This is a genomic window from Janthinobacterium kochi (assembly GCF_051380715.1).
In the GTDB taxonomy this organism is placed as follows: Bacteria; Pseudomonadota; Gammaproteobacteria; order Burkholderiales; family Burkholderiaceae_D; genus Janthinobacterium.
The window spans coordinates 231,730-256,852 of sequence record NZ_JBNYXO010000008.1 but is presented as its reverse complement, the minus strand read 5'-3'; the positions used below and the strand labels follow the sequence as shown (position 1 = coordinate 256,852).

The window sequence follows — 25,123 nt, the reverse complement described above, 5'->3', positions numbered from 1 at the left end:
TGGTCCTAATCGGTTTCAGCTGCAGGCACGTTGATGCCCTCGGCAGTCAGGCGCTTGCGGATCTGCGCGCCAATGGCGGCGATGGCGGCGTCGGGCTTGGCATCGAATGCAGGCCGGATGAACGGATGCGGCTTGGCGCCCGGGTGGTCCACCACCATGGCGCGCGTCTGGCCGATGACCAGGGCGCCCTTCTTCTTCGGCACGATCTTGTGCGGCTTGGTGCCGAACTCCACCATGGGGCCATACCAGGCGCGCTTGTTGCCCACGCGCACGGATGCCGTGACCCGGCCGCCCTTTGCCTTCGTGATCACGCGCACGCTGCGGCGCAGCTCACCGCTGTCGACGGGGATGTTTTCCCGCACTTCGGCCTTGAATACGTTGGCACCCTGGCGCAACGCCGAACGCATGATGTTGCGCTCGATCTTGGCCGGCAGGGACTTGAGAAAATCGTCCAGCGCCTTGCCGCCGGTGATATTGCGGTCGTCAGCCATCATTGCCCCTAGGTTGAATATTGTTCAATAGTCATTTCCAGCCATTCCCGGCGGCCAATCTTGGCCGGGCCGCCGACGATCTGGAAAAACTCGTCGATGTCACCATGCAGCGTGATGCGCATGTCGGAAGTGATGCCGCGCAAGTAGCGCATGCGCAATCGCGCCCGGCGCGTGGCCACGGCCAAGCCCTCTTGCACGGCTTCCGACTTGCTGGGCAAGGAATCCTGCACCTGGACCGGCACGCGCACGGCGAACGGGACCCAGCCACCAGGCTGCGGGCCGTAGCCGTCACCGGCATCAGCCGATGATGGTTGCTCGATGGTGACCCGGCTGTCCAGTTGGCCGGCGCGCATCAGACGCCATTCCCGATGCGGTGCGGGCGCAGCAGCTCTTTCGAGCTCAGCGGCAACCGCGCCACCGACACGGCCAGCACGCTGTCCTCGCGGTTTTCGTACAGGTCGCCGAAGATCTTCAACATGCCGAGCTTAATATCGTCCTCGATTACCATCGGAAACTCGCCGCCGGTACCGGCCGCGATGGCCGCATCCATGGCGGCAATGTCGGCGAACACCTGGCGGTTCAGGTAGGCCAGCGCGGCGCTCTCAGCGGCCGAAAGGATCAGGCCGATCACGGCGTCCTCATCGTTGCCTACGATGCGCTGATAGCCCTTGGCCAGTTCAGGTGTCAGGAACATGGATTACTTGTCCTTTTTCTTCGACTCGACCAGTTCAGGCACTTCGAGCACTTCCAGGCTGAGCGCCGCGTCGACCAGTTCGGGCGGGCATTCGTCACCTGGCTGGAACGTTTCGGGATAGATTTCGCCGTCGCGCACGCCACGGAACTCTTTGCTGAAAATCATGATGCTTCCTTTCAAGAATCGCACCGGGCCAGGCCGGCCCGGTGCAGGTGGTTTAGGCTGCGACCGTCAAGGCCTTGAGGACGTCGGGGTTCATCAGGCCGCCGCCGACGCGCTTGGTGGTGTAGAAGTGCACGTACGGCTTGTTGGTGAATGGATCGCGCAGCACGCGCACGCCGGTGCGGTCGACGATCATGTAGCCGCGCTTGAAGTCGCCAAACACGATCGGCTTGGAGTTGGCAGCCACGTCGGGCATGCCCGCCATCTCGGCGATGCCGTAGCCCAGCACGGTGGCTGGCGCGCCCGCTTCAAAGGATGGCTGCCACAGGTAGTTGCCTTGGCCGTCTTTCAGTTTGCGGACGGCCGCTTGCGTGTTGCGGTTCATCGCCGCACGTGCATTGGCCGTATACTCGCCCGGCAGGGCATACACCAGGTCGATCAGGCCGTCGGCCGTCAGCGCCGCTGCCGCGCCACTCTTGACGGTCTTGATGTCGCCCCAGGGGTGGGCCGCCGCGTTGGCGCCGCCGGTGATGTAGGTCAGCAGGCCGTTCGGTTTGTTGGTGCCATTGCCGGTCAGGAAGGCAACACCTTCCTGAATCGAAAACTCGGTTTCGACTTCCGACGCCAGCCAGGCTTCCAGATTCACAGCGGAATCATCCAGCATCTGCTGTGTGGCGGCCGGGTTCGCGTACAGCTCGCCCGTGTTGTAGGCCAGGCTGCCCAGCGTCGGTCCGTTGGTTTCAGGACGTGACGCCGTTTCGCCCACCCAACCAGAATTCGTGCCACGGTTGTTGAACAGCTTGCTGAAACCATTGGTGCTGATGTTCTGGATGAAGCACAGTGCGCGCATCGGCGAGACCACCAGCAGGCGATCGGTGATGGTGCGATCCCACTCGACCGGCGCCAGATAGCCGCCTTCGCTGGCCGTGCCCTTGTTCAGCGACGCCTGCACTTCGCCTTTTTTGAAGTGCGCACTGAAGGCTTCCGTGTATTCCTTATCTTTCAGCTGATTACCGCCGCCATTCATGGCGGCCGCCACCATGCGCTCATTGGCCGCGTCGACCGATGCCTGCAGCTTGGCGATTTCTGCATTGATGTTATCGACTTTCAGCGCCTGCAGGGCGTCAGCATTACCCTTTTTGATGTCTGCCAGTTGCTGGGTGTGCTCTTCCTTGAAAGCGTGAAATGCCTTGTTCAGATCGGTGATCATGGCATTTACGTCGCCGTCAGCGCGCACGGCGACGATGCCGCGTGGGATGGGTTGGCTGGCCTGGCCGGCGTGCGCCGCCAGGGCGCTGGCGATCATCGCCGTAGCGATGCTGGTCATCATTACTTTTTTCATTACTTGCCTTTCAGATTGTTGATCAGGGTTTGCAGTGACGCTGCTACTTCTTTGGTGCCAGCGCTCGGCGTGGCGGTTTTTCCAGCAGCGCCCGGCATGCCAGAAAACAGGGACTTGATGGCTTCGCGGCGCACGGATCGGGAATGCCCCGCCCGGGCCATGGCCGCTTCCACCATCGCAAGATATTTCGTGTCGGCGCTGGCCTCGGGATCGTGACCCATCTGCTCGCGCGCCAGGATGCCGCTGGCGAAGCCCTGCTCGACGGCCTGGGCCGCGCCCAGCCAGCTTTCCTTGTCCATCATGGCCGCCGCTTCCGCCGCGCTCAACCCGGACCGGGCGGCGTAGACGGAGGCCATGGCCGCATCGAAGGGCGCCAGCTGCTCGGATGCCTTGATCATGTCGTGGCGGTTGCCGATCGCCATGGCCCAGGCGTTGTGGATCATCAGGAAGGCGCCGTCACCCATCAGGATCTCGTCACCGGCCATGGCGATGACGGACGCGGCCGAGGCGGCGATGCCCATCACCTTGACGGTGACCTTGGCCTTGTGCTCGCGCAGCAGGTTGTAGATGGCCACGCCCTGGAAGAAGTCGCCGCCGGGCGAATTGACGTTGACCGTCACGTCACGCGCGCCGATATTGCGCAGTGCGGCCGAAATACGCTTGGCGGTCACGCCCTCGCCGTCATACGACTCGCCGATGCGGTCGTAGATGGAAATGGTGGGACCGTCGCCGTCAGCCGCCGCGCGGATGCCGGGCTCCCAGCGCTCGAGCGCGTCCGGGCGCATGTCGAACTGGATATTGCCCAGGCCCTGGGCGGCGTTGATTTTAGGCAGTTGCAGCAGGCTCATTGGCTTTCTTTCCTTGGTTGGCGGGCGCGCGCAGCTCGTCGGCGCCCTTGTCAGTGGAGCGGGCCAGGTCTTGCAGCTCGCGCACTTCGTTTTGTGTCATCCATGGCGCATGGCCGCCGCTGCCCAGCGCCTTGGTGAAGAATTCGGCCTGGTCCTTCAGGGTGCCACGCAGTAGCGCGCGCTCGTTGAATTTGGCGCGCAGGGTCTTGTTGTCCTCCTTCGACAGCAAGGTGCGCTCGATGCCCTGCTCCCAGATCGTGAACCAGTGCTGCAGCGAGAATTGGATGAACAGGATGGCCAACTGCTCGATGCCGCTGCCCCAGGACGTGTCGTCCATCATCAGCAGCGGGCGCGGCACGCCCATGGCGCGCGCGACTTCCTCGATCTGGTGATTGCGGTTCTCGATATGCTGGGAGTCAGCGGCCGTGTTGGCCCATTTCTCAGCCTGCAAGCCCTCTTCGAGGATCATCCACTTGCCAGCGTTTTCAGCGCCGGTCTTTTCGTTGATCGAGTCTTTCAGGCGTCCGAAGGCCGTTTCGCTGAGCGCGGCGGGCGCGGACAGCGCGCCACCGGCCATGACGCCATTCTTGAACAGCCGCGCGGCAGCCTTCTCGGCCTGCTGCGCGATGCCGATGGCTTCATGCGCCAGGCGCACGCGCGACAGGCCCGTCACGCCATCTTCGGACAGGTCGCGCAGGTGGAATACCTCTTCCGCCGGAATCGGGACCTGGTGTCCATCCTTGCGGGCGTACGTATAGACCATGTTCCAGCTGTCATCCAACTCTGCCTTGACGCGGCCCGGACACATCGGGATCAGGCGCAGCACCTGGCCACGCGACCAGATCACGCGCGCGTAGGCATTGCCGTGCATCATCACGCGCAGCTGCATCAGCGCCTTGAATTCGTAGGCTGTCTGCCAGCTGTTCGGCTTGGCCTTCAAAATGTCGTACAGCGGGTGTTCGGTGGCATAGCGCTTTTCATCGCCGCGCTCGACCAGGTTGAGCGGCAGCATACCGATCGATTCCGAGATCAGCGTGACGCAGCGCAGCAGGGCCATGTTCTGCAGCGCCTTCGACGCATTGATGTAGGCGCCCGAGGCGGTCTCGCCACCGGTGCGCATGAAGGCCAGCAGGTCTGGATCGTCCAGGCCCGCAAACAGGTGGCCAGTCGATGCCTGGACATTCGGCGCAGCCGGCGCTGCCGCGACCGGCGCCGGTTCGACTTCGTGATCGGCCGGACGTGACTGTGCCTCCGGCGCTGCTGCTGGCCGGAAGAAATCTAAAAAGTTCATGGGTTATACGGTCCTTATGCCGCGCGATTCGTACACCGAATTCCCCTTACCCACAGGGTTAAGTGCCATCAGCGAGACTGCGTTGAAAAGTGCCATCAGTGGGTCGATCTTGGCCTTGCCCGATGCGGCCTTGGTCACAAGGATGGCATTGCCCTTATCCTCAATACGCGCATTACCGACGCACCAATTCATAATCGGCCGGCCGGCGTGCACCAGCGTCTTAGCCGCCACCTGGCGCTCGGTCGATTTGATGGCGCCGTTCAGCGAATAGCCTTGGCGAATCGAGATGATCTGCTCCATCGTGATGCCGCGATTCGAGCTCACCAACTCAGTTACGATGTCGATGATCCCGGCGGCATCCACGCCGATGGCCATTTTCTCGGGCAACAGGCCGGCGTCGTTGAGCTGGCATACGCAGTCGGCCACCTGTATAACATCGTCGCCCGGCATCTTTACTATCGTCAGGTCACCCTGATTTGCAAAGTCGAGCAGCGCCGGCGCAATTTCCTTCCGGCGCTCGAGCGCGATCTCGTGAGCCCAAGCATGAAACCAGGCCATCAGGCGCCCCGTTCCGCGCTCGCGCCCGGTTACAGTCAGGCCAAGCAGATCGTCAAGTCCGCCACCATCAATCCCGACCGTTGCCACGTCACAGCGCGCGATAAGTTCTTCCAGGGTAAAGACAGGAATCGCGGCAGCTTCCCAGAATTCGGCGCCGGCCCAGCGATCGGATCGCAGGTTGAGTCCGATTTCCACATTTAGGTGCTTGGCCAGAAATCCTTTAAATTCCTGCTCACCGCCCTCTTTGGCCTGGGCGTGCAGCTGAGTGATTCGCTCAATGTCAACTGACGCGCCCCAGTTCGGGTTTGTGATGTAAGCGTTTTCCAGATCTCGATAAGCGCCACTTTCGATCATCGCGCGTGGAAACTCGTATATCAGCGGCAGGAATTTGCGATCCACCACCACACCGTCGCGCACCTTGCGGGCGTAATCCAGCTTCGCTTTGAACACGCCTGCCGGCGGCTCCGCCGACTGAGTGGTCGCGTAGATCACGAAACCCTCAGGGCGCGAGGCCAGGCCGCCTGTAGCTTCCAGCAGCATATTTGAGGCCTTGGCCTGCTTTCCGAATTCGTGAAGTTCGTCCACAAAAACGAAGCTCGCTTTCTTACCGCTGACGGTGTCGCTGTCGGCAGCTACAACCTTCAGCGTGGCGCCAGTTTCCAAATGGGTGATCATTCGCCAATATGGCTGCACCTTGAGCATCCCCGAAAGTTCATCGCTGGCGTTGATGAAATCCTGAATCGGCTTGAAACTGTTGTCCGCAATTTCCTTGGTTGGGCTGAGGAGCAGTAATTCCGCAGACTGGCGCCAGTTCATCAGCAGTGCAGTGAGCATGATGCCGGCTGCAATCGTGCTTTTTGCGTTCTTCTTGCTGACCATTAGAAAATATTCATTGATCAGTCGGCGGCCGTCTTCCGGGTTCTCGGCTCCAAATACCGTCATCACTAGGTCGCGCAACCACGGCAGCGACGCGTCCCCGAGTAGAGGCTGCCCGATCACATCTACCAACCGGAAATCACTGCATCGGCTCCAAGCGTCTTCGGCCACCTCGGGGAACAGCGGAGGGCAGACAATTAAAGATTCGCGCGCAACGATGCGACGCTCCCAATCGGGGCATGCTGTTGTCCATTCCATCATTTATTCGAAACCGCTAGGCGGGGCCCTTGGCGAACTGCGTTTTTACCACTACTGGCCGCAGCACGCGCACGCGCCCCGGCCTCATCTTTCTTGCTGACCTCGCCTTTTTTCGCATGTGTGTATTGCACCGCCGCGATCGCCGCCCGCACCTGGGTAGTGCTTGCATCGACACGCCCCAATGCGATGTCCTGCAGTAACTGGAGCATGTCCCGATCAGATATCTCGGCCGGCTCGATCTTTGACCGCTTGAGCGCGCCACCGTGGCCCTGAAACTCAAGCTCGGTAGTCACGCCGTGAGATTTGCCGTTTGCTGATTCGCTAGGCGGGCTCTTAGGCTTTCGGCCAGCACCGGGCCGGGCACCTCCCGCATTGGGGCGGGCGCCGCCGCTCTTTCCTTTGACGCCTGCCATTTGCTGAATTCCTTTTTTCAAAACCGGGGATTTTTTTGCGCGTGGGAGAGGACGCGGTCTAGGTCGGCGAGGGGTCGGGAACTTTTCGCCCCCCCCCTCTCTTGATATTGCTTTTTTGAAATGTTTCTCTTGATGCATGTTGTTATTTTGCAACAAATGAAACATTTCCTTTTTGAAACATTTCTTGATATTGCTTTGGTGCCATTTATCCGCCGCGCCGTTGGGCCATCTCTTCGCGCTGCTTGTCCGTGCTATGGTGCGTGCCGCACAGCGACTGCCAGTTCGCCTTGTTCCAGAACAGCGCCTGATCGCCGCGATGGGGTTCGATGTGATCGACCACGGAAGCCGCGGGAACAATCAAGCCCAACTCAGCGCAGCGCAAAATGGCCGTGCTGGACGCCATGTCACGGATGGCCGCATAGGCCGGATCACGAAGGCAGTACACGCAAAGCGGATGACTGCGCAAATAGCCGGCGCGGGCCTTCTGCCAGGCGTAGCCGTAGCCGCGCTTGGTGCTGCTTTCAGTGGGCGCGCGCCACGAACCTGCAGCCAACACTGGAACGCTGGCAGGCAGCACCCCAAGGCGAGACTTCAGGGTGGTGAGGCGTCCCATCAGATGGCTGCCGGCTTGAACGTCAGCCCCTTACGAACCCAGTAATCGACTCGCGCCATGTTCGGCTCAACGCCCAACAGGAAGCACAGCGCGCGAACGGTATTTAGGTAGGGGAACAACCACCATGCCACGTGAATCTCGATGCGCATCACCACGGCGCTCATCCTTGGTTGCAATAGCGCTGACCACCAATGCGAGCGCGCACCATCATATTGCAGTGCGCAAGCTCGACGCGTTCACGCATCCAGGCATCGAAGCCGATAACCTCGGCCGGGTGCGGCTCGACTGCAGTAGGCGTCTCGCGCGGCACCAGCTCATACTCGGCCAGCACCAGGTCGATACCTTCCGCCTCTTCTGGGTAGAACTCGCACTTCACCGTAACGAGTTCGCCAGCAGCGCAGCGCAGCTCGAACGAAACGCAGTGCTTCGGCAGGCCGAGCAGCGCGATCAGTTGCGGGCCCAGCGTATGCACTGTCATCAGGTTATTCATGGATTGCTTTCGGTTGGTAATGCCTGCGGGACCAGGGCTGCGGTTGCGCTGCTGCTCATGCCAGCCACGCCGTATCCATTGGCGCGCAAGATTTCCTTGGCGCGTTCGGCGTCAACTACATGCTCGACGATGAGAGCAAGCGTCTTGCCGTCGGGTTCGCCAACAGCGCGGACTATCATGTCTCGATAGTGGCGCGGATTCATCAAATACCTCAAATTAGAAGGCCGCTATTACATAGTTACGTTCAGCGGTTTAAGCCCATCGATGATGGCGAGAAAAGAATAAGATACGTGCACCATCAGCTGCTATAGTTAACTTCCATGCAAACAAATAGAAGGATTGAAAATGCACTTTATTAATAATGCAATTAGCGACGCACATGTTTATGAGAAGGCGAACAATGAAACACTCTGGGCCGTAACTTTCACGGACGGCGAATCACGCCTAGGCAAAATTTCTGTTGTTGGCGAAGCATACAAACTTGAGGCCTATGGAAAGGCCCCAATTTATTTCTCTCCCACCCAAGTCACCCGCTTACAACCGCAGCTAGGGTAACAAACAAAAAGCCCGCGTCAGTGAAGGGGCGGGCTTTTGTTCAGACGCAACAGGGCATCAATGGTCTCGGCTTGAGGTTTGCCGCTGCCCTGCGTCGCGCCGTAGCGCTTGGCTTGAATTATGCGCGCTGGATGAATCGTAAGGCGCGCAGTGCATCAATTATATACCTGTGTTTACGAACAGTACCAATATTTCTTTAAAGAAAGGAAAATGTGGGCTTTTTCACAAGGCTAAACAATGGAAATATCTAAATGGGGAGCAGCTGAATGGTTGCAAGTATTCACAGCTATCACGACTGCCGGGTTCGCAGCGTCAACCTTATGGCTATCAGTTAAACAACATCTAACCAACAAAAGAGGCTTACTTAGAGAAGAATATAAATTCGCGAAATGCTTCTTCGAAGATGTGGTGCAAAGTCCCCCCATGCATCAATTCCCTCGAATAAAGGGATACCAAGCAATTGCTGGAATTCACACCCTACCACCGGCAATTATTCAACACCTCATGGACTTTCCAGATCCTGTAGTAGCCCTGAATGCCTATGCATTCTCCAGAGGATACCTTAAGGACACTCCCTCACTTAAAAGACGGCGGCTTGCCTTCGAACGCCCATTGTTTTCCACGGAAGCGCGGCAGCATTTTTGGATCCGAACATTTACTTTCCTCGCAATTTTCTCTTATTCTTGTGCGTTCGCCCCATTGCTTTTTGGAACAATGCAACAAATCACCCTCCAGTTTGCTGCTCTCTTTTCCATTCTTACAGTTCCACTAGGTTTATTCCTCTCCTTCATCTTTACGCGAGAAGCCTTTCAGTTACGGCACGCTATGCGCCTCGTAACGACCCAAAATGACTTGGCACTTAGTTATGAATTAGTCGACGACCGCGATGATGATGAGAGAGATTGAATTTTTCACATTCACCACCGCAATTTAGCGTGAGATAAATAATCTATAGGTCTAAGCCGTCGGCTAAGCGCTTCATCGTTTGACCGGCCGCATGCGCCGCCATTGCGTTGAGTGCCTCCACCATGTCCTCAACCAAGTGCAGCATCTTATGCTGGGCCTGCACAGCGCGCGTGCCGCTGCCGGAGCATGCCCGGCAAGAGATATCCGACATCACCGTCGTCTGGCCGCGCACCGGCTCGTAGGCGCGGCCAGTGCATGCCGGGCACACATCGTTCAGCCAGTGATCCAGCGACAGGCGCGCCACCTTGGCCGGGCTCACGTCGGCCGGCCAAGTCCTGTGCCCCGCCTTGGTCTTCACGATCTCGCGCCAGGCGTCGAGTAGCGCCGGGTAGCTGGTGGCGTCGCCGGCGTACTTCACGCGGAACAGCTTGGTGCCCAGGTCGCGGCACAGTGCCGCGGCGGCCAGCACCTCGGTGCTGTGGTGGTGGGCGTCGTCGCGCAGGTTCGATGATCCGAGGGCGCTGGTGTATTTCTGGATTACGTTCATTTCATTCCTATCAAGTGCGCCAGGTTGTCAGCATTGGGGGACAACCTTCCGGTAATTTCAGGCTGTTTTGTCAACCACCAAGGTCAGCCGGCTGCAGCGTTCCGCAGCCGCTGGGTTCGCTCGTAATCAGCAATCACGAGGGCAAGCATCGCGTGCTCGCCGAATACAGTTTTCTCTTTCAGCATGCGCAGGAAAGCGAGGCGCGCGGGCAGGCCCTCTACATCGGCCACCAGGGCGATGTCCCCGCCAGCTTTTGCCTCATCGAGCGCCTGCCTGTGTTGGAACACTGCCATCTGGCGATCATCCAGGCTGTACCAGTAAAAAGCATTCCCATCCGTCCGTACCTTGTCGCGGCTGAGCTGCCCGAGCCTCACAAATATAGCCGCCCGCTTTTGAAATTTCTTGAGTGGAACGCCCGCAAGTGCGGCCAAACGGTACCCCTGCAGGCGACGCCCAGGCACACCGGCCAAGGCAGCTTGAATTCGCAGTAGCATGGTCATAGCGAGTCCCTCAAGCAGCACGGCCATCGATTCGACGCACTGTCGCAGCGAGTGTGCCGGCCGGAGCCATCGCGATGATTGGCTGCGTCGTTCCGCCCGCCATCACCCGCGCGGCAAGCGCTTGATCGCCGATCATCATCGGCGCCTCCACGCCAAAGCCAACGCGCTGGTTCTGCGCTTCGCACATGCCCACCAGCACCGGCGCGTAGTCGGGTCGTTCGTTGCGCATCCGATAGCCGCGGTAACGGTTTTCAAATTCTTTGCCGACGAAGGGCCATTCCTGCTCAGTCTTCGCGCCCAGCGCGACCCAGCCGCCCATTTCGACCAGCACGCGGTGGATCAGCGGATCATCGAACACGACGCTACGGTATGGACCGACGACGCGCAGCGCGCGGTCGACCTTGGACCAGGCCACCAGCGCCGAGTCTTGGGTCGTTCCGCCCATCATCCGGATCAGGTCGGCCGGCTTCGGCGCGAACTGCCCGGTGTCTGGATTGCGAACGTGGCGATCGAATGCCTGGCGCACAGCTGGCAGGTCGTACTGTCGCAGCGCGCCCCACCAGATCGTGATGGCAAACTCGCTCGCGACCCGGCCGTAAAGCTCGGTAATCGCACCGACCATGCCTGAAAATTCCTCGTAGTCATCCTGCGTCATGATCGTCCCCCTGTGGTGCTGCATTGCCGAAAATTCGGGCTTTGGCGCGCTCAGCGTTGGCCATGGTCTGGGCATAGACCGTTCCGGTGCCGCCTTGCCCTGGCCCGGCGCGCACGGCCTGCTGGGTGACCCATTCGGCCTTGAATCCCTGCCAGCCCCGCGTGCAGCAAAGCCCCAGCGTCGAGTCCAGCGACATGTCTGCCTTCTCGGCCTCGCGCTTGATCGCGTCCAAGGCGGTCTTGCTCACCGGCGCTTTCTTGGCCTTGCGCAGGGCAAGCCAGTCCGCTGCCGTTTGTTCGGTGACGCCTGACGCGACCAGGTCGGCCTTCGCCGAATACTTTGGCGCAGCCGATGCGGCCGGAACGGGCGCTAAGGTTTGTTCCTGTTCCTGTTCCTGTTCCTGTTCCTGTTCCTGTTCCTGTTCCTGATTCGGCAAGGGTTTCGGAACGGTTTCGGAAAGGTTACTTTTTGGTGATTGGTTTGCGCCGAAAAAACCGCCTGAAACCCGCATGAAATCACGCTTCCATACGCAATCGTCAGGGATTTGCAGCACCACCTTTGCGATGGCCTTTCGCTGATTCGGGTTCTCAGGAGGGTTCCAAACAAAATGTTTGGTTACCCATACCCATTTCGTGGTTTCGCAACGGTTACTGAAACCGTTCTGGAACAGTTCCGCAAACCCTTTCTGAACCCGTTCGGCGTCCCATTGCAAGTCCTCACAGGCATAGCCATCTGGCAGGCGAAAGACGCCGGCGATAGTCCCATGTGGGCAGCTGAGCAAGTAGAAAGCAAGCGTCCTACCGTCTTCCGACATACCCCGGATTGTCGAGCTGGTCCAAAAAGACGTATGAAGCTTTCCGTAATCACGCATGCCTTACACCTCCGCCCGTGAACTGTCCGACGGCGCTGCTGGATTGTCGGCCGCGTCGAAGCGCTGCGCATGCACCAGCACATCTGCCAAATCAAAGCAGGCGCCTTCACCAAGCGGCAGGATGCGCGCCACCGCCACCGCCTTCATCAACACATCAGCCACCTCAATGCTGCCTTCGTCGTCCATGCCTGGCCGGATGTAGTCGCCGAAGTGGTCTCGCGCCTCGAATATCTCGTCCATGTGCATCATGCGCATCATGGTGGCGCGCAGCGCCTGCTCGCTGTCACCGTGCTTGCGCATGGCGCCGACCACGGCCTGCATGCCCCGGTTGATCGGCATGTCACTCAAATGCAGGCCAGGGCCCGATGGTTTGGGCAGTGGCACGCTGGCCGCCCGCTGATACACCTGGGTCATGGCCAGGAAGCGATCAGGATCAGCTGGCGCTTGGAGATCTTGGATAAATTGCGATTTCATGTTCAGCCTCTCATTCAGCCAGGTATAGGGTCGGGGCATGACCAGCGGGCTGAAATCGCTTGGTCGCGGCTGCGCAGCCGCTGCCCCGTTTGAAACTTGCTTCGGCGCGGTGGCCGGGTAATTGGGCGGGCAACTCCCTACGTGTTAAATTGCCAATTCCACTCAAAAATTTACTAAAGGAAATCCCCTTGAAGCTTGATCGAGCCCAGCAACTGGCGATACTGAATCTACTTGCTGACAAATACCCTGACGAGAGACATGACATTTTTATACATGGAGAACCTGCCGAAGATGAAGAAAAGAAAATTGCCAACATGCTCTATTTGGAAGAGCATGGACTAATCAACTCAGGCCTAACGCGTGGTTCACAAAACACATTCCAAACTCGAGGTGCCTTAATCACGGCTGCGGGAATAGACTTTCTCGCAGATGATGGTGGCCTGTCTGCAATCCTAGGTGTAGTTACGATTAAGCTGCACGATGAGACGATTCGAAATCTCGTAGCGACACGCATTCAAGAATCGAACTTACCTGCCGAACAAAAGGCGGGACTACTCGATCAACTTCGCGAACTGCGAGGAGAGTCTCTGAAACATCTAACAATGAAAATTTTAGATGCTGGCGTAGAAAGCATGCCCACATTGCTACAGGCGATTCAAAATTTGATGTAGCGTTTTCACAGGTCACTCACGACAGCACCGACGCGCCGCGCGCAAAGCGATCCGACGCCTGCTCGGCGCGCATGCCACGCAGCTCGGCCAGCAGCATCATCTGCACGGTCAGGTCGGCCGGCTGCTGCAGCTGGTCGGACGCCATGAGCACCTCGCGCTTGAACTGGGCCAGGACGGAGTTGTCGCGCGCCGGCGCCGGCGTGCAAGCATGCGCTGGAACTTCGGCGCGCTGGCCAGCCTTGAGCACCTGCTCCAGATATTCAAGCGCGTCCTGGGCATCGCGGTGGCCCTCGAACACCAGGCGCGTTTGCGCGATGGCGCCGCGCAGCTCGGCGGCGTGGTCAGCGCCACGAATCAGCGACCAGTCCACGCGGTCGTTCAGTTCTTCGCAGCGGATGCCGGTCAGTTGCTCGATGCGAGGGCAGTACTCCGCCGGCACACGGCCCTGGGCAATCCACTGCTGCGGGGTCTGATAGACGATGTCGAACAGGCGGCCGGCAGCGGTCGGGCCGCCCAGTTGGGCAATGGCGTTTGCGATTGGGGTCATGGGGCTTCCTTGGCTGGGGCGCCATCCGAGCCAAATACCTCAGGCGAAATGCTTTGCGGTGTCACCCCAAGCAGTTCAGCGACAGCCCGAACTCGCCGCGGGGGAACCTCTCCACGTTTCGCCCATTTGGAGACAGCCTGCGGTGATACATGGAGCGCTTCGGCCATACGATTATTGCCATACGCGGCAATTTGGTCAGGGATTTTATTCATCAACCAATTATCAACCATCAGTTAATTTTCGTCAACCATATTGTTATTGCTGAAGTTGAGAAAAATGATACAATCAACGTATGGTTGATAAATTAAACACGCTGGCAGAGCGGATAAAATTTCTGCGCAAGAAAAGCGGATTGAGCTTGGCGGCCGTTGCGAAACAGCTGGAAGTCTCACCGCAGGCAGTCCACAAATGGGAAAATGGCGGGAATATTGATGGCGTGAGAACGATGGCACTCGCTGAGCTTTTTAATGTAAATGCATCCTGGATGTTGTTCGGTGACAAACCGGAAGATGAAGAAAGTGGCTTTGAGCCTCTGAAAACAAGCTTCAAATATGTTCCACCATCCATTCCAGCACCGGATGACTCGGGCACATTTGTTCCGTTGCTGGAGCTGAAAAAAGTCCGTGATTGGGTGCTTGAAACTGGTCTCCGTAACTATCACACAGGAGAATGGGTAGCCTGCCCTGCCCCTCATGGACAGTCGGCGTTCGCGGTTAGGGTCGAGGGGGTGAGCATGGAAAAGGCCGGTGATCGCGTATCATACTCACCAGGCGACATCATTTTTGTAGACCCCGAGAAGCCCCCTGTATCTGGCTCGCGAGTCATCGTTGCTTGGTCTCCGGCAGATAGTGAGTGGACATCATTGTTTCGCGAACTCATCGTCGAAGGAGATATCCGCTACATTCGGGCTTTAAATCCCACTTGGCCCGACCAGATCGCTAGAATTTATGAAAATCCAGTTTTAGGCACTGTCATAGGAAAGTGGGTTCAAGAGTAACGAAGCCGGCGCAAGCCGGTTTTTTTCAACCCAGTTGAAAATAATATCAACTATCAGTTGACACTCAAGTCTTAAATCGGTTAAAGTTCACTCAACCAAGCGGCCACAAGGGCGCTGGATTTAAACTGAGGCGAACCATGACCACCACTACCACCAGCAGCACCGCGCCAGCCGGCGCAGACTTCACCCAGCTCACACCCATCGCTCTGGTGCTGGCCGCCCAGCACGACATGGAGATCGTCGGCTGCTCCAAGGGATTCAATGTCTTGCGCGACGGCGACCTGCTTTCCAGCGACTGCAGCGCCAGCGAGATCGAGGAATGGCTGGAAGGTTACGACGCTGGGCATGATGCCGGCATGAATGCCGGCGCCCAGCGCCTGGCGGACCAACTGCTCGACGCCGCATTCAGCGTGCCACGCGATCCGCGCAGCAGCCAGTACAAAGCCGGCGCGCGCGCTGCGCTGGTCTTCCGCACCGAAGAGACCCCCATCCCGCAACCCTACCCTGCCGGCAGCGTCGAAGCTGACGCGTTCAGCGCCGGCATCGAGGAAGGTCACGCCATCTGGCGCCGCGTCCAGGCCGCTGCAGGTGCCGCATGAGCGCCCGCCAGCACGCTGTCGATCAGCGCGAGCCATGCCCCGAAAGCTTCGCGCTTTTCCTCGGCTTCTTGATCATCGCTTACGGCCCGAATCAAAAAAACGATGCAGGCCTGCGCGAATACGTCGACCGTATGCTGTCCCGCGCCAGCGGCGCCGGCTTCGCGCATGCCGACATTCTCACCACCATGATCGCCAACGGTGAAAAGGATAGCCCCCGCGTCAGGCATCTTGCGACGGTGCTCGGTGAGGCAATCGGCGACAGCGAGATGATCGCGTCCATCAAAGATTTTGCAGATAAAAGAAAGGCAGGTACGGTATGAGCGCGCGACAACCACACGAACTGCTGCTGGCCGCCCAGCAGTCGCCGGCGGCAAACGACTTAGTTACCACCCTCGACGGCCAGCCGGTGACCACCACGCTAAAAGTCGCGGCCGGTACCGGTAGCCAGCACAAAAACGTGCTTGAGCTTGTCCGCACCTACATCGATGACTTGCAAGAGTTCGGCTTGGTCACGTTTGAAACGCGAGCAAGATCGGAGGGACAGCACGGCGGTGGCGACGCTGAATATGCTGTCTTGAACGAAGAGCAGTCCGCGCTGCTGCTGGCATATATGCGCAACAGCGAAATCGTCCGCCAGTTCAAGAAGGCGCTGATCCGCGACTTCTTCAACATGCGCCGCGCGCTGGCGGCGCCGGCCCTGCCAAACTTTGCCGACCCGGCCGCCGCCGCGCGCGCCTGGGCTGACGAGGTCGAGGCGAGGCGTGCACTGGCCAGCAAGACAGCACAGCTTGAGCACCAGGTCGCAGACCAAGCGCCGGCCGTCGCCGGCCTCAAGTTAATCGCGGACGCCAGCGGCTCGATGTGCTTCCGCGATGCGGCCGCCACCCTCAATATGCCTCAGCACGCCCTGACTGACTACTTGGTCAGCAAAGGCTGGATTTACGAGCGAGCGGGCGCAGAGGGCTACAAGGCATACCGCGCCAGATTGCAGGCACTCGACCTGCGATACAACACCTTCGGGTATGAGAGCAAAACCACTGGCGAACGGAAGGCGCGGCAACAAGTCCGCATCACGAACAAGGGCCTGACCAGGCTGGCGGAAATGATTGCGGTGGAAGCTGCAGAACGGAAGTTGGCTGCCGCAACTCCTCAGCACCAACACCGACTGGGCCTCGATCCCTCGTAGCCCCGCAGGCTGAAAAGCCGCCCCACAAAAAGAAAAAGCCCAACCGGTGTTAGAGCACCGGCCGGACTGTTGCGCCCTAATTTTTTGGAGAAAGACCATGGCGAATAATAACAATACCACAATGTTGCCGCCCAACACAAGCGGTAGTGCTTTGACGCATAGCAAACGTCGCTGCTTCAAGGGGTTCCCACCTGGCGCCCTCGATGGCTGCCAGCCCACGCTGCAGTTCGGCGGCGGCTCGCTGGGCTTCGGCGATGACCGTCCTGACGTGATGATCGGCTTTGGTGGCATGGTCGGCCTTATCTCAGCCGAGCTTGCCCTGCTCCACTTGGATCGCTTCATCGAACCCGGCCGCATGCGGCTCGTCGTGATGGCCGAATCCCATTACGGCGTGGTGCTGGAACGCCCGGCGACCACGATGGAAGTCGACGCAACGGAACCGCTGTACGACGTAATAGGCAGCTGCGGCCTGCGCCTACTTTCTGCCGCCACGCTCGACACCGCCCACCAAACCCACAACGAGCGCCAAGCTGAACCCGATGTCTATCCCGAGTGGCAAGGCGAGCTTAGCTTTCGCCTGCTCCGCGGGGCATATCTCGACAAGCGGGCGCCGACGAAATGACGGCCGCCCCATCCCGCGCTACCACCATCAAGCGCATGGCTGGCTTGGCCGACGTCGTCGGTGCCCTGCTGGCCGCAATCGAAATCATGGAACCGGCATCCCAGCCGGAAGCACTGGAAACCTGCGCCACGCTGGCCAGCGATATCGCTGACGGCCTGGACAAACTGACGAGGACCAAGGAATGAAAAAATCAAAAGTCGAGCAACTTGAGGCTGTGCTGGCCAACTGCTCAAAATCTATCGTCACCGAATTTCTCTTTGCTCGCTTCAATGCGCGTGAAATTCATCACATGAGGGAAAACCTCTGGGCATTGCTGGCATATGGCCGCCGCGCGGTCGTAAAGCTTGAGGCAAATCCGTTCAACGCCCACCGGGCGGAATTTATCCGCATTGAGCTGCGAAAAATGGACAAGCAGTGTGACGAATTGGATGAAGTCTGGCGAGGTGTAGGCGCCGCCCTGGTCGGCATGGCAAAGGAATTCAACGCAGCCACAACGTTCGAGCAGCGCTGCGAGCTGCTGGGCGTGAACGTGGTCGACCGCGCCCAGTTGCCGGCGGACAGCGGCCTGGTCCACATCGCGTCAGCCTATGGCCTGGAAGACTCGGCCGCTGGCCGCAGCTTGCCGCACAAGAGCGGGCCGCTGTGCGCCGCGATCCAAGCCCACATGAACCATGTCATGTTCACGACGCCAGAGGGTCGGGCCGCCATGGACAAGATGTGGGAAAAGTTGACCGAGCCAGGTGGCATTTTCCATGGTCTGCCGCTTTACGACAAGGCCGACGACGGCTCGATGGTGCGCCGCCCACCCAAGCTGGCGCTCGTCGCCACCACCCCGACAATCCAACCAGAAAGCCAACAATGAAATACGTTAATTTTTACAGCGGCATGGCCCTGGTGCTGATCGCCTCCCTCTTGGGTAGCCTGGGCAGCACCACTGGCGAACTTGCGCCGCCGCTTGTTCTTGGCGCCCTGCTCGCCACGGTGCTGGTGCTGGGCTGGGCCGGCGGCGCCAGCAATTCGCGCCACGAGCTCGACAGGCTGACCAGGCTCGAAGCCGGCAGGCAGCTGCAGATGACATGCAATGCAGTGGCGCGCGATCGCCTGGAAGCAACGAACGAGTCGCTGCGCGCGCAGGCCAGGGACAGCCAGGCGGCCATCGAGCTGTTCACTGCGGCCCAGGCCAAGAACATGATCCGCATCACGGCGCTAGAAAGTGAGAATGCCGAGCTGCGCAAGCCAGCGCTCGCCCTGCTCGCATTGCAGCCGCTGGTCGAGCCCGTCTATATCGGCAAAGCACTGATGGCGCACCGCGAGGCGCGCGTGGTGCTCGACGGCGGCACCGGCCCGAAGGCGGCAGTCTTCCTGGTCAGTATCAGCCTGACGTCCTGGATCTACACCAAGGAAACGGCTGAAGCCTACGCCCGTGGCTGGAACAGCGGTGTGCGGGCGCTGCGGGGTGCCCTGACCGAGGCGGTGGTGGTCAAGCTGCTGCCGACGGCGCCTAGCGATAACTTGGCGGGAAGCGCCAGCACGCTGGCGGCCGCAGGCGCGCAATCATGACGCGCATCCCGAGCAGCGGCTGGGCAACCTTCCAGGCCTTCGTGTGGACGCCGATTTTGACCGTGGCGGCGTTGAATTGCTTCGAATGGGTGGTGACCTTAAGCCGCGTGGGCCAGGCGACATTCTTCATCACATGGTTTTACGTCACGTTGGCGCCAACGATCTATGCCGTCTGGATCTTGCCAGTCCTCGATGCACGCCGCGCGGCCAAGCCGCCCGAGAGCAAATGACGCCGAAGACCCCGCCAGGCGGCTGGTGGCGCGGCAGCGGGCCGCCCGGCGATCCTGGCGCCCAGCGCTTCACCGCAGCGCTGGCCAGCGCCGAATGCAAGGGCTGCCTGTTCGAACGCAATAATGCGGCGACATGCCGTCGGGCCGGCGAAATTGCAGTGGCGATGGGATTGCCAGACTGCGAGGAACGCGCTGATCGTGCAAGGCTCACTTTTGAGCCCGGCATTGGAGGCTCAAAAGTGAGCCTCCAATCGGCTTCGCCAAACCGCAAAGAACATACGCCAGCGGGCCAGGCCTACATCTACGTGCAGGACAAGAGCGACCCGCGCCAGGTCGACCTGATCAAAGTATTGAAATCAACTGAAAGCGAAAAATGAGCGATATGAGCGAAGTGAAAAAATTCATGCGCATGCCGGCCGTGATCGAGGCCACCGGCAAGGCGCGCCAGACCATCTACGACAACATGAAAGCGGGCACGTTTCCGAAGGCAGTGCGGATCGGCCCAAGGTCGATTGCGTGGGTCGCTGACGAGATCGCGGCGTGGCAAAAAAAGGTGCGCGACGAGCGCCCCAAGGCCAATTAAGTACGGGAAAGTACGGCAACAGCCCAAATTATTTAAGGCACCGCTAAGGCACGAAGCACTCGGGCAAGAAAAAGGCCAATCCGAAGATTGGCCTAAGTCTTTGATTCTTATGGTCGGGACGGGAAGATTCGAACTTCCGACCCCATGCACCCCATGCATGTACGCTACCAGGCTGCGCTACGCCCCGACGAGGTGGGAATTATAGCAGAGGCTTTTAGGTTTTTTCCATGCTTTGCGCATGATTCATATCGAACTGTGCAAAGTTTTTTTCAGCCTGGAGGCAAAGCGTTCTACTCGCCCAGCAGCAAAGCCGTCAGGACGATGCGGAAACCGGCGATCAAGGGGGCGACCTTCATGTCCGGATTGTGCACCGCCCGCACGGGCAAGCCCTGGTACATGGCGATCATCGTATTCAGGCGCCCTTCCAGCATCTCTTCATCGGCCGGCAAGCCCCGCTTGATGCGCGCATCCTTGATAATGGACAAGAACAGCTGGCGCGAGCGCTGGTCCGCGCAGTGCAACATTTCCGCGATGGCGGGGTTGCGCGAAGCCTCGGCAAAGATTTCCAGCGGCATCACCCAGGTTTTCGGGTCCAGGCTTTCCAGCACATGCTCGCCAGCATTGTCGACCACGGCCTGCAGCGGGTCTTCGCGCTGCGCCAGGTCCTGCATCAGGTTGGTGACCCGCTCCATGTTCTTCATGACGAAGGCGGCGATGATCGCATCCTTGCTGTCAAAATAATTATAGATGTGGCCCGCGCTCATGCCGGCCGCCTTGGATATCTCGGCCATGCTGGCACCGTGGAAGCCGCGGCGGCTGAAACAGCTTTCGGCTGCATCGAGCACCTGCTTGCGCCGCGTGTTGGCGCGCTCGGGATCCGGATGCTTCTTTTCAACTTGGTTCATGACTTTTCCAGTAGCGCGCCAGCCCTGCCCTTGCGGGCAAGGCCGGCGTCGGCGTCCCCGTGATTATTGGACGCCGCCAGCCGCCGCGACGGCTGTCTGCTCAGGCTGCCAACCGCCGCCCAGCACCTTGTACAAGGTCACCAGGTTGGTCGACTTGGCCAGGCGCGCCGTGATCAGGCTTTGCTGCGCCGTGTACAGCGCACGCTGGGCCACCAGGGCGTTCAGGTAGGACTCGGCGCCCTGCTTGTAGCGCGCGTCGTGGATGGTGTAGCTCTTCGTCGACGCCTCGACCAGCGAAACCTGCGATTGCAGGCGCTCGTCGATGGTGCCGCGCTGGGCCAGCGCATCGGACACTTCACGGAAGGCGACCTGAATCGCCTTTTCGTATTGCGCCACGGAGATTTCGCGCTGCACCTTGGCGATGTCGAGGTTGGCGCGGTTCACGCCGCCATCGAAGATCGGCAAGCTAATCTGCGGAATGAAACTCCACGTGCCGCTGCCCGCCTTGAACAGGCCCGACAGGTTGTCGCTGAGCGAACCGGCCGTGGCCGTCAGCGAAATGCGCGGGAAGAAGGCCGCGCGCGCCGCGCCGATGTTGGCGTTGGCCGCGCGCAAGGTGCGCTCGGCCGCCAGCACGTCGGGACGGCGTTGCAGCACGTCCGACGGCACGCCCGCCGGAATGTCCGTCAGCGCCGTCACGGCGCCGAACTCGGCTGGCGGCAGCAAGTCGGCCGGCACGGGGCCGCCCACCAGCAGGACCAGCGCATTTTGATCCAGCGCCACCTGGCTCGTGTAGACAGCCACATCGGAACGGGCCGATTCGACACTGGTCTGGGCATCGTACTTGTCCAGGCCGGATGTAGCACCGGCACTGAAGCGGCGCACGGCCAGGTCATACGACGACTGCTGGCTCTTCAGGGTGTCTTGCGCCACGCGCAGGCGCTGCTGGTCGGCCACCAGGTTCAGATAGGTGCTGGCCACTTCGGCCACCAGGCTGATCTGCTGCGCACGGCGTGCTTCTTCCGTGCCCAGGTATTGTTCCAGCGCGCTGTCGGACAGGCTGCGCACGCGGCCGAAGAAGTCCAGCTCATACGCCGACACGCCCAGGTTCGCCGTGTACTGGCGGTTGATGGACGCTTCGCCGTTGGCGCTGGCGTTCTTCGGCACGCGGCTGGCCGTCTGGCCACCCGAAGCCGACAGGGTCGGGATCAGGGCGGCGCGTTCGATGCCGTACGTGGCGCGCGCTTTCTCGATGTTGAGGATGGAGACGCGCAGGTCGCGGTTGTTGGCCAGCGCCAGTTCCAGTACCTGGCGCAGGCGCGCATCGGCAAAGAACTCGCGCCAGGCGACGTCCGCCACCGGCTTGGCGTCGGCGGCGGCCGTGTCGGCCTTGTAGGAAGGACCGGTCGGCCAGCTTGTGGGCGCCGGCGCTGCCGGACGCTCATACGTGGGAGCCAGGCTGCAACCGGCGAGCAAGGCCAGGGCCGCCATGGAGAGTAGCGTTTTTTTCATATTAATGTGCATCCTTGGAAAGCGTGACGGCTGGCGAGCCAGGCGTCGCCGGCGTGGCTGGCGCGTCCGGCTTCGAGAAGAAGCCGCGCACCAGCACGAAGAACACCGGCACGAAGAAGATACCGAGGAAGGTGGCCGTCAACATACCACCCAGCACGCCGATACCGATGGCGTTCTGGCTGCCGGAACCGGCGCCGCTGGAGATAGCCAGTGGCAACACGCCCAGGCCGAAGGCAATCGAGGTCATCAGAATCGGACGCAGACGCAGACGCACCGCATGCAAGGTCGCGTCCAGCAGCGACATGCCCGATTCCTGCATTTCCTTGGCAAATTCCACAATCAGAATCGCATTCTTCGCCGACAGGCCCACCACCGTGAGCAAGCCCACCTGGAAGTACACGTCATTCGACAGGCCGAACATCCACGTACCAAGCACGGCGCCGATCACGCCCAGCGGTACCACCAGCAACACGGAGAACGGGATCGACCAGCTTTCATACAGCGCAGCCAGGCACAGGAACACGATCAGCAGCGACAGCGCATACAGCTGCGGCGTCTGCGAACCGGATTCGCGCTCTTCCAGCGAGACGCCGGTCCAGCTGAAGCCTATGCCAGGCGGCAACTGCGCCACCATCGCTTCCATCGCATTCATGGCCGCGCCCGTGCTTTGGCCCGGTGCCGGCGTACCCAGGATCTCTACCGACGGCAAACCGTTGTAGCGTTCCAGGCGTGGCGATGCGTAAATCCACTTGCCGGTGGCAAAGGCCGAGAACGGCACCATCTGGCCAGCGGTATTGCGCACGAACCACTTGTTCAAGTCTTCCGGCAGCATGCGCGATTCGGCTTTGCCTTGCATGAACACTTTCTTCACGCGACCACGGTCGAGGAAGTCGTTGACATACGAACTACCCCAGCCCACGCTCAGCACGCGGTTGATTTCCGAGAGCTGCAAACCAAGCGCAGTGGCTTTCTGCTGGTCGATGTCGATCTTGTACTGCGGCGTATCTTCCTGGCCGTTCGGGCGCACGCCCACCATGGTCGGGTTTTGCGAGGCCATGCCCAGCAACTGGTTACGCGCTGCCATCAGGGCGTCATGGCCGACACCGCCGATATCTTGCAACTGCATGTCGAAACCGGTGGCGTTACCCAGTTCCAGCACGGCAGGCGGTGCAAACGTAAACACCATCGCATCCTTGATCTGCAACAACTTGCCCATGGCGCGACCGGCCACGGCCGGCGCTTTCTGCGCCACGTCCTTGCGCAGCGACCAGTCTTTCAGGCGCACGAAGGCGATACCCGTGTTCTGGCCGTTACCGCCGAAGCTGAAACCGGCGACAGCAAACACGGAGGCGACGTTGTCTTTCTCGCTGTTCATGAAGTGGTCTTCGACCTGCTCGATCACTTTCAGGGTGCGCTCTTGCGTGGCGCCCGTCGGCAATTGAATCTGCGTAAACAGGATGCCCTGGTCTTCTTCCGGCAGGAAGGAGGTCGGCAAGCGCATGAAGAGGAAGACCAGGCCGGCCAGCAAGATGACATACAACAGCATCGAACGGCCGCGGTGGCGGATCATGCTGCCAACCAGGCCCTGGTACTTGTTGCTGCTGCTGTCGAAGCTGCGGTTGAACCAGCCGAAGAAGCCCTTGTTCGTCGCGTGATGGCCCTTCTCTACCGGTTTCAGCAAGGTGGCGCACAAGGCTGGCGTAAACACCAGCGCGACGATGACGGAGAGCACCATCGACGAGACGATGGTGATCGAGAACTGGCGGTAAATCACGCCCGTCGACCCGCCAAAGAAGGCCATCGGCACAAACACGGCCGACAGCACCATGGCGATACCGACCAGCGCGCCCGTAATCTGCGTCATGGACTTGCGCGTCGCTTCCAGCGGCGACAAGCCCTCTTCGCTCATCACGCGCTCGACGTTTTCCACCACCACGATGGCATCGTCGACCAGCAGACCAATGGCCAGCACCATGGCGAACATGGTCAAGGTGTTGATCGAATAGCCAAACGCATTCAGGATGCCGAAGGTACCGAGCAGCACGACCGGCACGGCCATGGTCGGGATCAGGGTGGCGCGGAAGTTCTGCAGGAACAGATACATCACCAGGAATACCAGGATGACCGCTTCGACCAGGGTCTTGACCACTTCTTCGATCGACAGTTTCACGAACGGGGTGGTGTCGAACGCCACCTGGTAGCTCATGCCTTCAGGGAATTGCTTGCTCAGGTTGCCCAGCATGGCTTTCGCCGCATTGGCCGTATCGAGCGCATTCGCACCCGTCGCCAGTTTGATCGCCACGCCGGTGGCCGCATGGCCGTTGTAGCGGGCCACGGTGTTGTAGTTCTCGCGGCCCAGTTCCATGCTGGCCACGTCCTTCAGGTGCACCATGGCACCGTCGGTGGTGGTTTTCAGCAAGATGGCACCGAACTGCTCCACCGTTTGCAAACGGCTCTGCGCCGACACGGTAGCGTTCAGCTGCTGGCCCTTGATGGACGGCGTGCCGCCCAGTTCGCCAGCCGACACTTCCGCATTCTGCGCCTGCACGGCCGTGATCACGTCCGCCGGGGTCAGGTTGAAGCTTTGCAGCTTGGCAGGGTCTAGCCAGATACGCATGGCGTACTGCGAACCGAACAGGGTCACATCGCCCACGCCGGCAACACGGCTAAGCGGATCGACGACGTTGGCGGCCACATAGTCGCTCAAGTCGGTCTGGTCCATCTTGCCATTTTCGGAAATGAAGCCGAACACCATCAGGAAGTTCTTCGTGGCTTTCGACACGACCAGGCCTTGCTGCGTGACAGCCGTCGGCAGCAGTGGTGTCGCCAGTTGCAGCTTGTTCTGTACCTGCACCTGGGCAATGTCTGGGTTGGTGCCGCTGGTAAACGTCAGCGTGATGCTGATGCCGCCAGTCGCATCGCTCGACGAGGCCATGTAGCGCAAGCCGTCGATACCCTTCATCTTTTGTTCGATGACCTGGGTCACCGCATCTTCCACGGTCTTGGCGGAAGCGCCAGGGTAGGAGCCGCTGATCGAAATCGACGGCGGAGCGATGCTCGGGTACTGCGCAATCGGCAGGCTGAGGATCGAAATCACGCCGGCAAGCATGATGACGATCGCGATCACCCAGGCAAAAATCGGGCGATCAATGAAAAAACGGGCCATT

Annotated in this window: 36 protein-coding genes and 1 tRNA gene; 13 read left to right on the top strand and 24 right to left on the bottom strand. The window is 60.1% G+C overall.

Translation table 11 applies throughout. From position 1 onward, the window contains the following. Positions 1–5 precede the first annotated feature (5 nt). The 13 genes from ACQ4WL_RS18840 to ACQ4WL_RS18780 are packed head-to-tail and all read right to left on the bottom strand — an operon-like array spanning position 6 to position 8,239. Positions 6–491, bottom strand: coding sequence for an HK97-gp10 family putative phage morphogenesis protein (locus ACQ4WL_RS18840; RefSeq protein WP_436511109.1), 486 nt, complete (start codon positions 489–491; stop codon positions 6–8). An 8-nt stretch (positions 492–499) separates the two neighbouring features. Then, positions 500–844, bottom strand: a complete 345-nt coding sequence (locus ACQ4WL_RS18835) for a head-tail adaptor protein (protein WP_436511108.1) — start codon at positions 842–844, stop codon at positions 500–502. Continuing rightward, positions 844–1,185 carry a head-tail connector protein gene (locus ACQ4WL_RS18830; RefSeq protein WP_436511107.1) on the bottom strand — a complete coding sequence of 114 codons (342 nt, stop codon included), beginning with the start codon at positions 1,183–1,185 and terminating at the stop codon, positions 844–846. Before ACQ4WL_RS18830 ends, ACQ4WL_RS18835 begins: the two co-directional genes overlap by 1 nt. Before the next feature lie 3 nt (positions 1,186–1,188). After that, entirely contained in the window at positions 1,189–1,350 is a 162-nt protein-coding gene (locus tag ACQ4WL_RS18825; RefSeq protein WP_436511106.1) for a hypothetical protein, read from the bottom strand. Between the two features lie 52 nt (positions 1,351–1,402). Further along, the gene (locus tag ACQ4WL_RS18820) at positions 1,403–2,689 is read right to left on the bottom strand and encodes a phage major capsid protein (RefSeq protein ID WP_436511105.1); all 1,287 of its coding nucleotides are present in this window, start codon (positions 2,687–2,689) and stop codon (positions 1,403–1,405) included. Continuing rightward, on the bottom strand, positions 2,689–3,537 hold the full coding sequence (locus ACQ4WL_RS18815; protein ID WP_436511104.1) for a head maturation protease, ClpP-related: 849 nt from the start codon (positions 3,535–3,537) through the stop codon (positions 2,689–2,691). The genes ACQ4WL_RS18820 and ACQ4WL_RS18815 overlap by 1 nt, the downstream gene beginning before the upstream one ends. Further along, a complete protein-coding gene (locus ACQ4WL_RS18810) occupies positions 3,515–4,828 on the bottom strand; it encodes a phage portal protein (RefSeq protein WP_436511103.1) in 1,314 nt (437 codons plus the stop codon). Before ACQ4WL_RS18810 ends, ACQ4WL_RS18815 begins: the two co-directional genes overlap by 23 nt. A gap of 3 nt (positions 4,829–4,831) precedes the next feature. After that, positions 4,832–6,523 carry a terminase large subunit gene (locus ACQ4WL_RS18805; RefSeq protein ID WP_436511102.1) on the bottom strand — a complete coding sequence of 564 codons (1,692 nt, stop codon included), beginning with the start codon at positions 6,521–6,523 and terminating at the stop codon, positions 4,832–4,834. Then, positions 6,520–7,098: a hypothetical protein gene (locus ACQ4WL_RS18800; protein ID WP_436511101.1), complete on the bottom strand. Its 579-nt coding sequence runs from the start codon at positions 7,096–7,098 to the stop codon at positions 6,520–6,522. Before ACQ4WL_RS18800 ends, ACQ4WL_RS18805 begins: the two co-directional genes overlap by 4 nt. A 40-nt stretch (positions 7,099–7,138) precedes the next feature. Then, positions 7,139–7,546 carry an HNH endonuclease signature motif containing protein gene (locus tag ACQ4WL_RS18795; RefSeq protein WP_436511100.1) on the bottom strand — a complete coding sequence of 136 codons (408 nt, stop codon included), beginning with the start codon at positions 7,544–7,546 and terminating at the stop codon, positions 7,139–7,141. Further along, complete coding sequence (locus ACQ4WL_RS18790) at positions 7,546–7,710, bottom strand: hypothetical protein (RefSeq protein WP_436511099.1); 165 nt, start codon at positions 7,708–7,710, stop codon at positions 7,546–7,548. Before ACQ4WL_RS18790 ends, ACQ4WL_RS18795 begins: the two co-directional genes overlap by 1 nt. Continuing rightward, positions 7,707–8,036 carry a hypothetical protein gene (locus ACQ4WL_RS18785; RefSeq protein WP_436511098.1) on the bottom strand — a complete coding sequence of 110 codons (330 nt, stop codon included), beginning with the start codon at positions 8,034–8,036 and terminating at the stop codon, positions 7,707–7,709. The genes ACQ4WL_RS18790 and ACQ4WL_RS18785 overlap by 4 nt, the downstream gene beginning before the upstream one ends. Next, a complete protein-coding gene (locus tag ACQ4WL_RS18780; RefSeq protein ID WP_436511097.1) occupies positions 8,033–8,239 on the bottom strand; it encodes a hypothetical protein in 207 nt (68 codons plus the stop codon). Before ACQ4WL_RS18780 ends, ACQ4WL_RS18785 begins: the two co-directional genes overlap by 4 nt. Positions 8,240–8,828: 589 nt before the next feature. Here ACQ4WL_RS18780 and ACQ4WL_RS18775 point away from each other — a divergent pair. Continuing rightward, complete coding sequence (locus tag ACQ4WL_RS18775) at positions 8,829–9,497, top strand: hypothetical protein (RefSeq protein WP_436511096.1); 669 nt, start codon at positions 8,829–8,831, stop codon at positions 9,495–9,497. 43 nt (positions 9,498–9,540) lie between these two features. Here the strand turns inward: ACQ4WL_RS18775 and ACQ4WL_RS18770 are convergent, their stop codons facing one another. The 5 genes from ACQ4WL_RS18770 to ACQ4WL_RS18750 form a co-directional block, all read right to left on the bottom strand. Beyond that, positions 9,541–10,044, bottom strand: coding sequence for a hypothetical protein (locus ACQ4WL_RS18770; RefSeq protein ID WP_436511095.1), 504 nt, complete (start codon positions 10,042–10,044; stop codon positions 9,541–9,543). A gap of 83 nt (positions 10,045–10,127) precedes the next feature. Then, positions 10,128–10,544, bottom strand: coding sequence for a hypothetical protein (locus tag ACQ4WL_RS18765; RefSeq protein WP_436511094.1), 417 nt, complete (start codon positions 10,542–10,544; stop codon positions 10,128–10,130). 10 nt (positions 10,545–10,554) lie between these two features. After that, positions 10,555–11,199: a DUF6475 domain-containing protein gene (locus ACQ4WL_RS18760; protein ID WP_436511093.1), complete on the bottom strand. Its 645-nt coding sequence runs from the start codon at positions 11,197–11,199 to the stop codon at positions 10,555–10,557. After that, the gene (locus tag ACQ4WL_RS18755) at positions 11,186–12,070 is read right to left on the bottom strand and encodes a phage replication initiator YdaU family protein (protein WP_436511092.1); all 885 of its coding nucleotides are present in this window, start codon (positions 12,068–12,070) and stop codon (positions 11,186–11,188) included. Before ACQ4WL_RS18755 ends, ACQ4WL_RS18760 begins: the two co-directional genes overlap by 14 nt. Positions 12,071–12,073: 3 nt before the next feature. After that, on the bottom strand, positions 12,074–12,544 hold the full coding sequence (locus ACQ4WL_RS18750) for a hypothetical protein (protein ID WP_436511091.1): 471 nt from the start codon (positions 12,542–12,544) through the stop codon (positions 12,074–12,076). Between the two features lie 188 nt (positions 12,545–12,732). Between ACQ4WL_RS18750 and ACQ4WL_RS18745 the strand changes: the two genes are divergently transcribed. Continuing rightward, complete coding sequence (locus ACQ4WL_RS18745) at positions 12,733–13,215, top strand: hypothetical protein (protein ID WP_436511090.1); 483 nt, start codon at positions 12,733–12,735, stop codon at positions 13,213–13,215. Between the two features lie 16 nt (positions 13,216–13,231). Here ACQ4WL_RS18745 and ACQ4WL_RS18740 read toward each other — a convergent pair whose 3' ends face one another. Both ACQ4WL_RS18740 and ACQ4WL_RS18735 read right to left on the bottom strand, forming a co-directional pair. Next, positions 13,232–13,762 (bottom strand): YdaS family helix-turn-helix protein, encoded by a 531-nt coding sequence (locus ACQ4WL_RS18740; protein WP_436511089.1) that lies wholly within the window; start codon positions 13,760–13,762, stop codon positions 13,232–13,234. After that, entirely contained in the window at positions 13,759–13,929 is a 171-nt protein-coding gene (locus ACQ4WL_RS18735; protein WP_436511124.1) for a helix-turn-helix domain-containing protein, read from the bottom strand. Before ACQ4WL_RS18735 ends, ACQ4WL_RS18740 begins: the two co-directional genes overlap by 4 nt. Before the next feature lie 125 nt (positions 13,930–14,054). Between ACQ4WL_RS18735 and ACQ4WL_RS18730 the strand changes: the two genes are divergently transcribed. From ACQ4WL_RS18730 to ACQ4WL_RS18680, 11 genes are all read left to right on the top strand, one after another. Continuing rightward, positions 14,055–14,759, top strand: coding sequence for a helix-turn-helix domain-containing protein (locus ACQ4WL_RS18730; protein WP_436511088.1), 705 nt, complete (start codon positions 14,055–14,057; stop codon positions 14,757–14,759). A 137-nt stretch (positions 14,760–14,896) separates the two neighbouring features. Then, the gene (locus ACQ4WL_RS18725) at positions 14,897–15,358 is read left to right on the top strand and encodes a hypothetical protein (RefSeq protein WP_436511087.1); all 462 of its coding nucleotides are present in this window, start codon (positions 14,897–14,899) and stop codon (positions 15,356–15,358) included. Next, positions 15,355–15,678: a hypothetical protein gene (locus tag ACQ4WL_RS18720; RefSeq protein WP_436511086.1), complete on the top strand. Its 324-nt coding sequence runs from the start codon at positions 15,355–15,357 to the stop codon at positions 15,676–15,678. The genes ACQ4WL_RS18725 and ACQ4WL_RS18720 overlap by 4 nt, the downstream gene beginning before the upstream one ends. Beyond that, positions 15,675–16,544: a Rha family transcriptional regulator gene (locus tag ACQ4WL_RS18715; protein ID WP_436511085.1), complete on the top strand. Its 870-nt coding sequence runs from the start codon at positions 15,675–15,677 to the stop codon at positions 16,542–16,544. Before ACQ4WL_RS18720 ends, ACQ4WL_RS18715 begins: the two co-directional genes overlap by 4 nt. Positions 16,545–16,641: 97 nt before the next feature. Next, the gene (locus ACQ4WL_RS18710; RefSeq protein WP_436511084.1) at positions 16,642–17,166 is read left to right on the top strand and encodes a hypothetical protein; all 525 of its coding nucleotides are present in this window, start codon (positions 16,642–16,644) and stop codon (positions 17,164–17,166) included. Continuing rightward, on the top strand, positions 17,163–17,351 hold the full coding sequence (locus ACQ4WL_RS18705) for a hypothetical protein (RefSeq protein WP_436511083.1): 189 nt from the start codon (positions 17,163–17,165) through the stop codon (positions 17,349–17,351). The genes ACQ4WL_RS18710 and ACQ4WL_RS18705 overlap by 4 nt, the downstream gene beginning before the upstream one ends. Beyond that, entirely contained in the window at positions 17,348–18,028 is a 681-nt protein-coding gene (locus ACQ4WL_RS18700; RefSeq protein ID WP_436511082.1) for a hypothetical protein, read from the top strand. The genes ACQ4WL_RS18705 and ACQ4WL_RS18700 overlap by 4 nt, the downstream gene beginning before the upstream one ends. Next, positions 18,025–18,726 carry a hypothetical protein gene (locus tag ACQ4WL_RS18695; RefSeq protein ID WP_436511081.1) on the top strand — a complete coding sequence of 234 codons (702 nt, stop codon included), beginning with the start codon at positions 18,025–18,027 and terminating at the stop codon, positions 18,724–18,726. Before ACQ4WL_RS18700 ends, ACQ4WL_RS18695 begins: the two co-directional genes overlap by 4 nt. Continuing rightward, entirely contained in the window at positions 18,723–18,956 is a 234-nt protein-coding gene (locus ACQ4WL_RS18690) for a hypothetical protein (protein ID WP_436511080.1), read from the top strand. Before ACQ4WL_RS18695 ends, ACQ4WL_RS18690 begins: the two co-directional genes overlap by 4 nt. After that, positions 18,953–19,333: a hypothetical protein gene (locus ACQ4WL_RS18685; protein WP_436511079.1), complete on the top strand. Its 381-nt coding sequence runs from the start codon at positions 18,953–18,955 to the stop codon at positions 19,331–19,333. Before ACQ4WL_RS18690 ends, ACQ4WL_RS18685 begins: the two co-directional genes overlap by 4 nt. Positions 19,334–19,338: 5 nt before the next feature. Further along, a complete protein-coding gene (locus ACQ4WL_RS18680; RefSeq protein ID WP_436511078.1) occupies positions 19,339–19,539 on the top strand; it encodes an AlpA family phage regulatory protein in 201 nt (66 codons plus the stop codon). A gap of 110 nt (positions 19,540–19,649) precedes the next feature. Here the strand turns inward: ACQ4WL_RS18680 and ACQ4WL_RS18675 are convergent. From ACQ4WL_RS18675 to ACQ4WL_RS18660, 4 genes are all read right to left on the bottom strand, one after another. After that, a tRNA-Pro gene (locus tag ACQ4WL_RS18675) sits at positions 19,650–19,726 on the bottom strand. A 103-nt stretch (positions 19,727–19,829) separates the two neighbouring features. Continuing rightward, entirely contained in the window at positions 19,830–20,444 is a 615-nt protein-coding gene (locus ACQ4WL_RS18670) for a TetR/AcrR family transcriptional regulator (RefSeq protein WP_436511077.1), read from the bottom strand. Between the two features lie 63 nt (positions 20,445–20,507). Continuing rightward, on the bottom strand, positions 20,508–21,956 hold the full coding sequence (gene adeC, locus ACQ4WL_RS18665; RefSeq protein WP_436511076.1) for an AdeC/AdeK/OprM family multidrug efflux complex outer membrane factor: 1,449 nt from the start codon (positions 21,954–21,956) through the stop codon (positions 20,508–20,510). A 1-nt stretch (position 21,957) separates the two neighbouring features. Then, the gene (locus ACQ4WL_RS18660; RefSeq protein ID WP_436511075.1) at positions 21,958–25,122 is read right to left on the bottom strand and encodes an efflux RND transporter permease subunit; all 3,165 of its coding nucleotides are present in this window, start codon (positions 25,120–25,122) and stop codon (positions 21,958–21,960) included. Position 25,123: the final 1 nt, after the last annotated feature.

Bases quoted from the DNA above. Each gene is read 5' to 3' on its own strand.
- ACQ4WL_RS18820 (WP_436511105.1), bottom strand. From the start codon at position 2,689: ATGAAAAAAGTAATGATGACCAGCATCGCTACGGCGATGATCGCCAGC.
- ACQ4WL_RS18705 (WP_436511083.1), top strand. From the start codon at position 17,163: ATGACGGCCGCCCCATCCCGCGCTACCACCATCAAGCGCATGGCTGGC.
- ACQ4WL_RS18750 (WP_436511091.1), bottom strand. From the start codon at position 12,544: ATGAAATCGCAATTTATCCAAGATCTCCAAGCGCCAGCTGATCCTGAT.
- ACQ4WL_RS18740 (WP_436511089.1), bottom strand. From the start codon at position 13,762: ATGACCCCAATCGCAAACGCCATTGCCCAACTGGGCGGCCCGACCGCT.
- ACQ4WL_RS18685 (WP_436511079.1), top strand. From the start codon at position 18,953: ATGACGCCGAAGACCCCGCCAGGCGGCTGGTGGCGCGGCAGCGGGCCG.
- ACQ4WL_RS18755 (WP_436511092.1), bottom strand. From the start codon at position 12,070: ATGCGTGATTACGGAAAGCTTCATACGTCTTTTTGGACCAGCTCGACA.
- ACQ4WL_RS18795 (WP_436511100.1), bottom strand. From the start codon at position 7,546: ATGGGACGCCTCACCACCCTGAAGTCTCGCCTTGGGGTGCTGCCTGCC.
- ACQ4WL_RS18775 (WP_436511096.1), top strand. From the start codon at position 8,829: ATGGAAATATCTAAATGGGGAGCAGCTGAATGGTTGCAAGTATTCACA.
- ACQ4WL_RS18700 (WP_436511082.1), top strand. From the start codon at position 17,348: ATGAAAAAATCAAAAGTCGAGCAACTTGAGGCTGTGCTGGCCAACTGC.
- ACQ4WL_RS18660 (WP_436511075.1), bottom strand. From the start codon at position 25,122: ATGGCCCGTTTTTTCATTGATCGCCCGATTTTTGCCTGGGTGATCGCG.
- ACQ4WL_RS18825 (WP_436511106.1), bottom strand. From the start codon at position 1,350: ATGATTTTCAGCAAAGAGTTCCGTGGCGTGCGCGACGGCGAAATCTAT.
- ACQ4WL_RS18670 (WP_436511077.1), bottom strand. From the start codon at position 20,444: ATGAACCAAGTTGAAAAGAAGCATCCGGATCCCGAGCGCGCCAACACG.
- ACQ4WL_RS18835 (WP_436511108.1), bottom strand. From the start codon at position 844: ATGCGCGCCGGCCAACTGGACAGCCGGGTCACCATCGAGCAACCATCA.
- adeC (WP_436511076.1), bottom strand. From the start codon at position 21,956: ATGAAAAAAACGCTACTCTCCATGGCGGCCCTGGCCTTGCTCGCCGGT.
- ACQ4WL_RS18840 (WP_436511109.1), bottom strand. From the start codon at position 491: ATGGCTGACGACCGCAATATCACCGGCGGCAAGGCGCTGGACGATTTT.
- ACQ4WL_RS18760 (WP_436511093.1), bottom strand. From the start codon at position 11,199: ATGACGCAGGATGACTACGAGGAATTTTCAGGCATGGTCGGTGCGATT.
- ACQ4WL_RS18695 (WP_436511081.1), top strand. From the start codon at position 18,025: ATGAAATACGTTAATTTTTACAGCGGCATGGCCCTGGTGCTGATCGCC.
- ACQ4WL_RS18800 (WP_436511101.1), bottom strand. From the start codon at position 7,098: ATGTTTCATTTGTTGCAAAATAACAACATGCATCAAGAGAAACATTTC.
- ACQ4WL_RS18790 (WP_436511099.1), bottom strand. From the start codon at position 7,710: ATGAGCGCCGTGGTGATGCGCATCGAGATTCACGTGGCATGGTGGTTG.
- ACQ4WL_RS18735 (WP_436511124.1), bottom strand. From the start codon at position 13,929: ATGGCCGAAGCGCTCCATGTATCACCGCAGGCTGTCTCCAAATGGGCG.
- ACQ4WL_RS18815 (WP_436511104.1), bottom strand. From the start codon at position 3,537: ATGAGCCTGCTGCAACTGCCTAAAATCAACGCCGCCCAGGGCCTGGGC.
- ACQ4WL_RS18810 (WP_436511103.1), bottom strand. From the start codon at position 4,828: ATGAACTTTTTAGATTTCTTCCGGCCAGCAGCAGCGCCGGAGGCACAG.
- ACQ4WL_RS18720 (WP_436511086.1), top strand. From the start codon at position 15,355: ATGAGCGCCCGCCAGCACGCTGTCGATCAGCGCGAGCCATGCCCCGAA.
- ACQ4WL_RS18730 (WP_436511088.1), top strand. From the start codon at position 14,055: ATGGTTGATAAATTAAACACGCTGGCAGAGCGGATAAAATTTCTGCGC.
- ACQ4WL_RS18805 (WP_436511102.1), bottom strand. From the start codon at position 6,523: ATGATGGAATGGACAACAGCATGCCCCGATTGGGAGCGTCGCATCGTT.
- ACQ4WL_RS18780 (WP_436511097.1), bottom strand. From the start codon at position 8,239: ATGAATCCGCGCCACTATCGAGACATGATAGTCCGCGCTGTTGGCGAA.
- ACQ4WL_RS18690 (WP_436511080.1), top strand. From the start codon at position 18,723: ATGACGCGCATCCCGAGCAGCGGCTGGGCAACCTTCCAGGCCTTCGTG.
- ACQ4WL_RS18785 (WP_436511098.1), bottom strand. From the start codon at position 8,036: ATGAATAACCTGATGACAGTGCATACGCTGGGCCCGCAACTGATCGCG.
- ACQ4WL_RS18725 (WP_436511087.1), top strand. From the start codon at position 14,897: ATGACCACCACTACCACCAGCAGCACCGCGCCAGCCGGCGCAGACTTC.
- ACQ4WL_RS18765 (WP_436511094.1), bottom strand. From the start codon at position 10,544: ATGACCATGCTACTGCGAATTCAAGCTGCCTTGGCCGGTGTGCCTGGG.
- ACQ4WL_RS18710 (WP_436511084.1), top strand. From the start codon at position 16,642: ATGGCGAATAATAACAATACCACAATGTTGCCGCCCAACACAAGCGGT.
- ACQ4WL_RS18680 (WP_436511078.1), top strand. From the start codon at position 19,339: ATGAGCGAAGTGAAAAAATTCATGCGCATGCCGGCCGTGATCGAGGCC.
- ACQ4WL_RS18715 (WP_436511085.1), top strand. From the start codon at position 15,675: ATGAGCGCGCGACAACCACACGAACTGCTGCTGGCCGCCCAGCAGTCG.
- ACQ4WL_RS18830 (WP_436511107.1), bottom strand. From the start codon at position 1,185: ATGTTCCTGACACCTGAACTGGCCAAGGGCTATCAGCGCATCGTAGGC.
- ACQ4WL_RS18770 (WP_436511095.1), bottom strand. From the start codon at position 10,044: ATGAACGTAATCCAGAAATACACCAGCGCCCTCGGATCATCGAACCTG.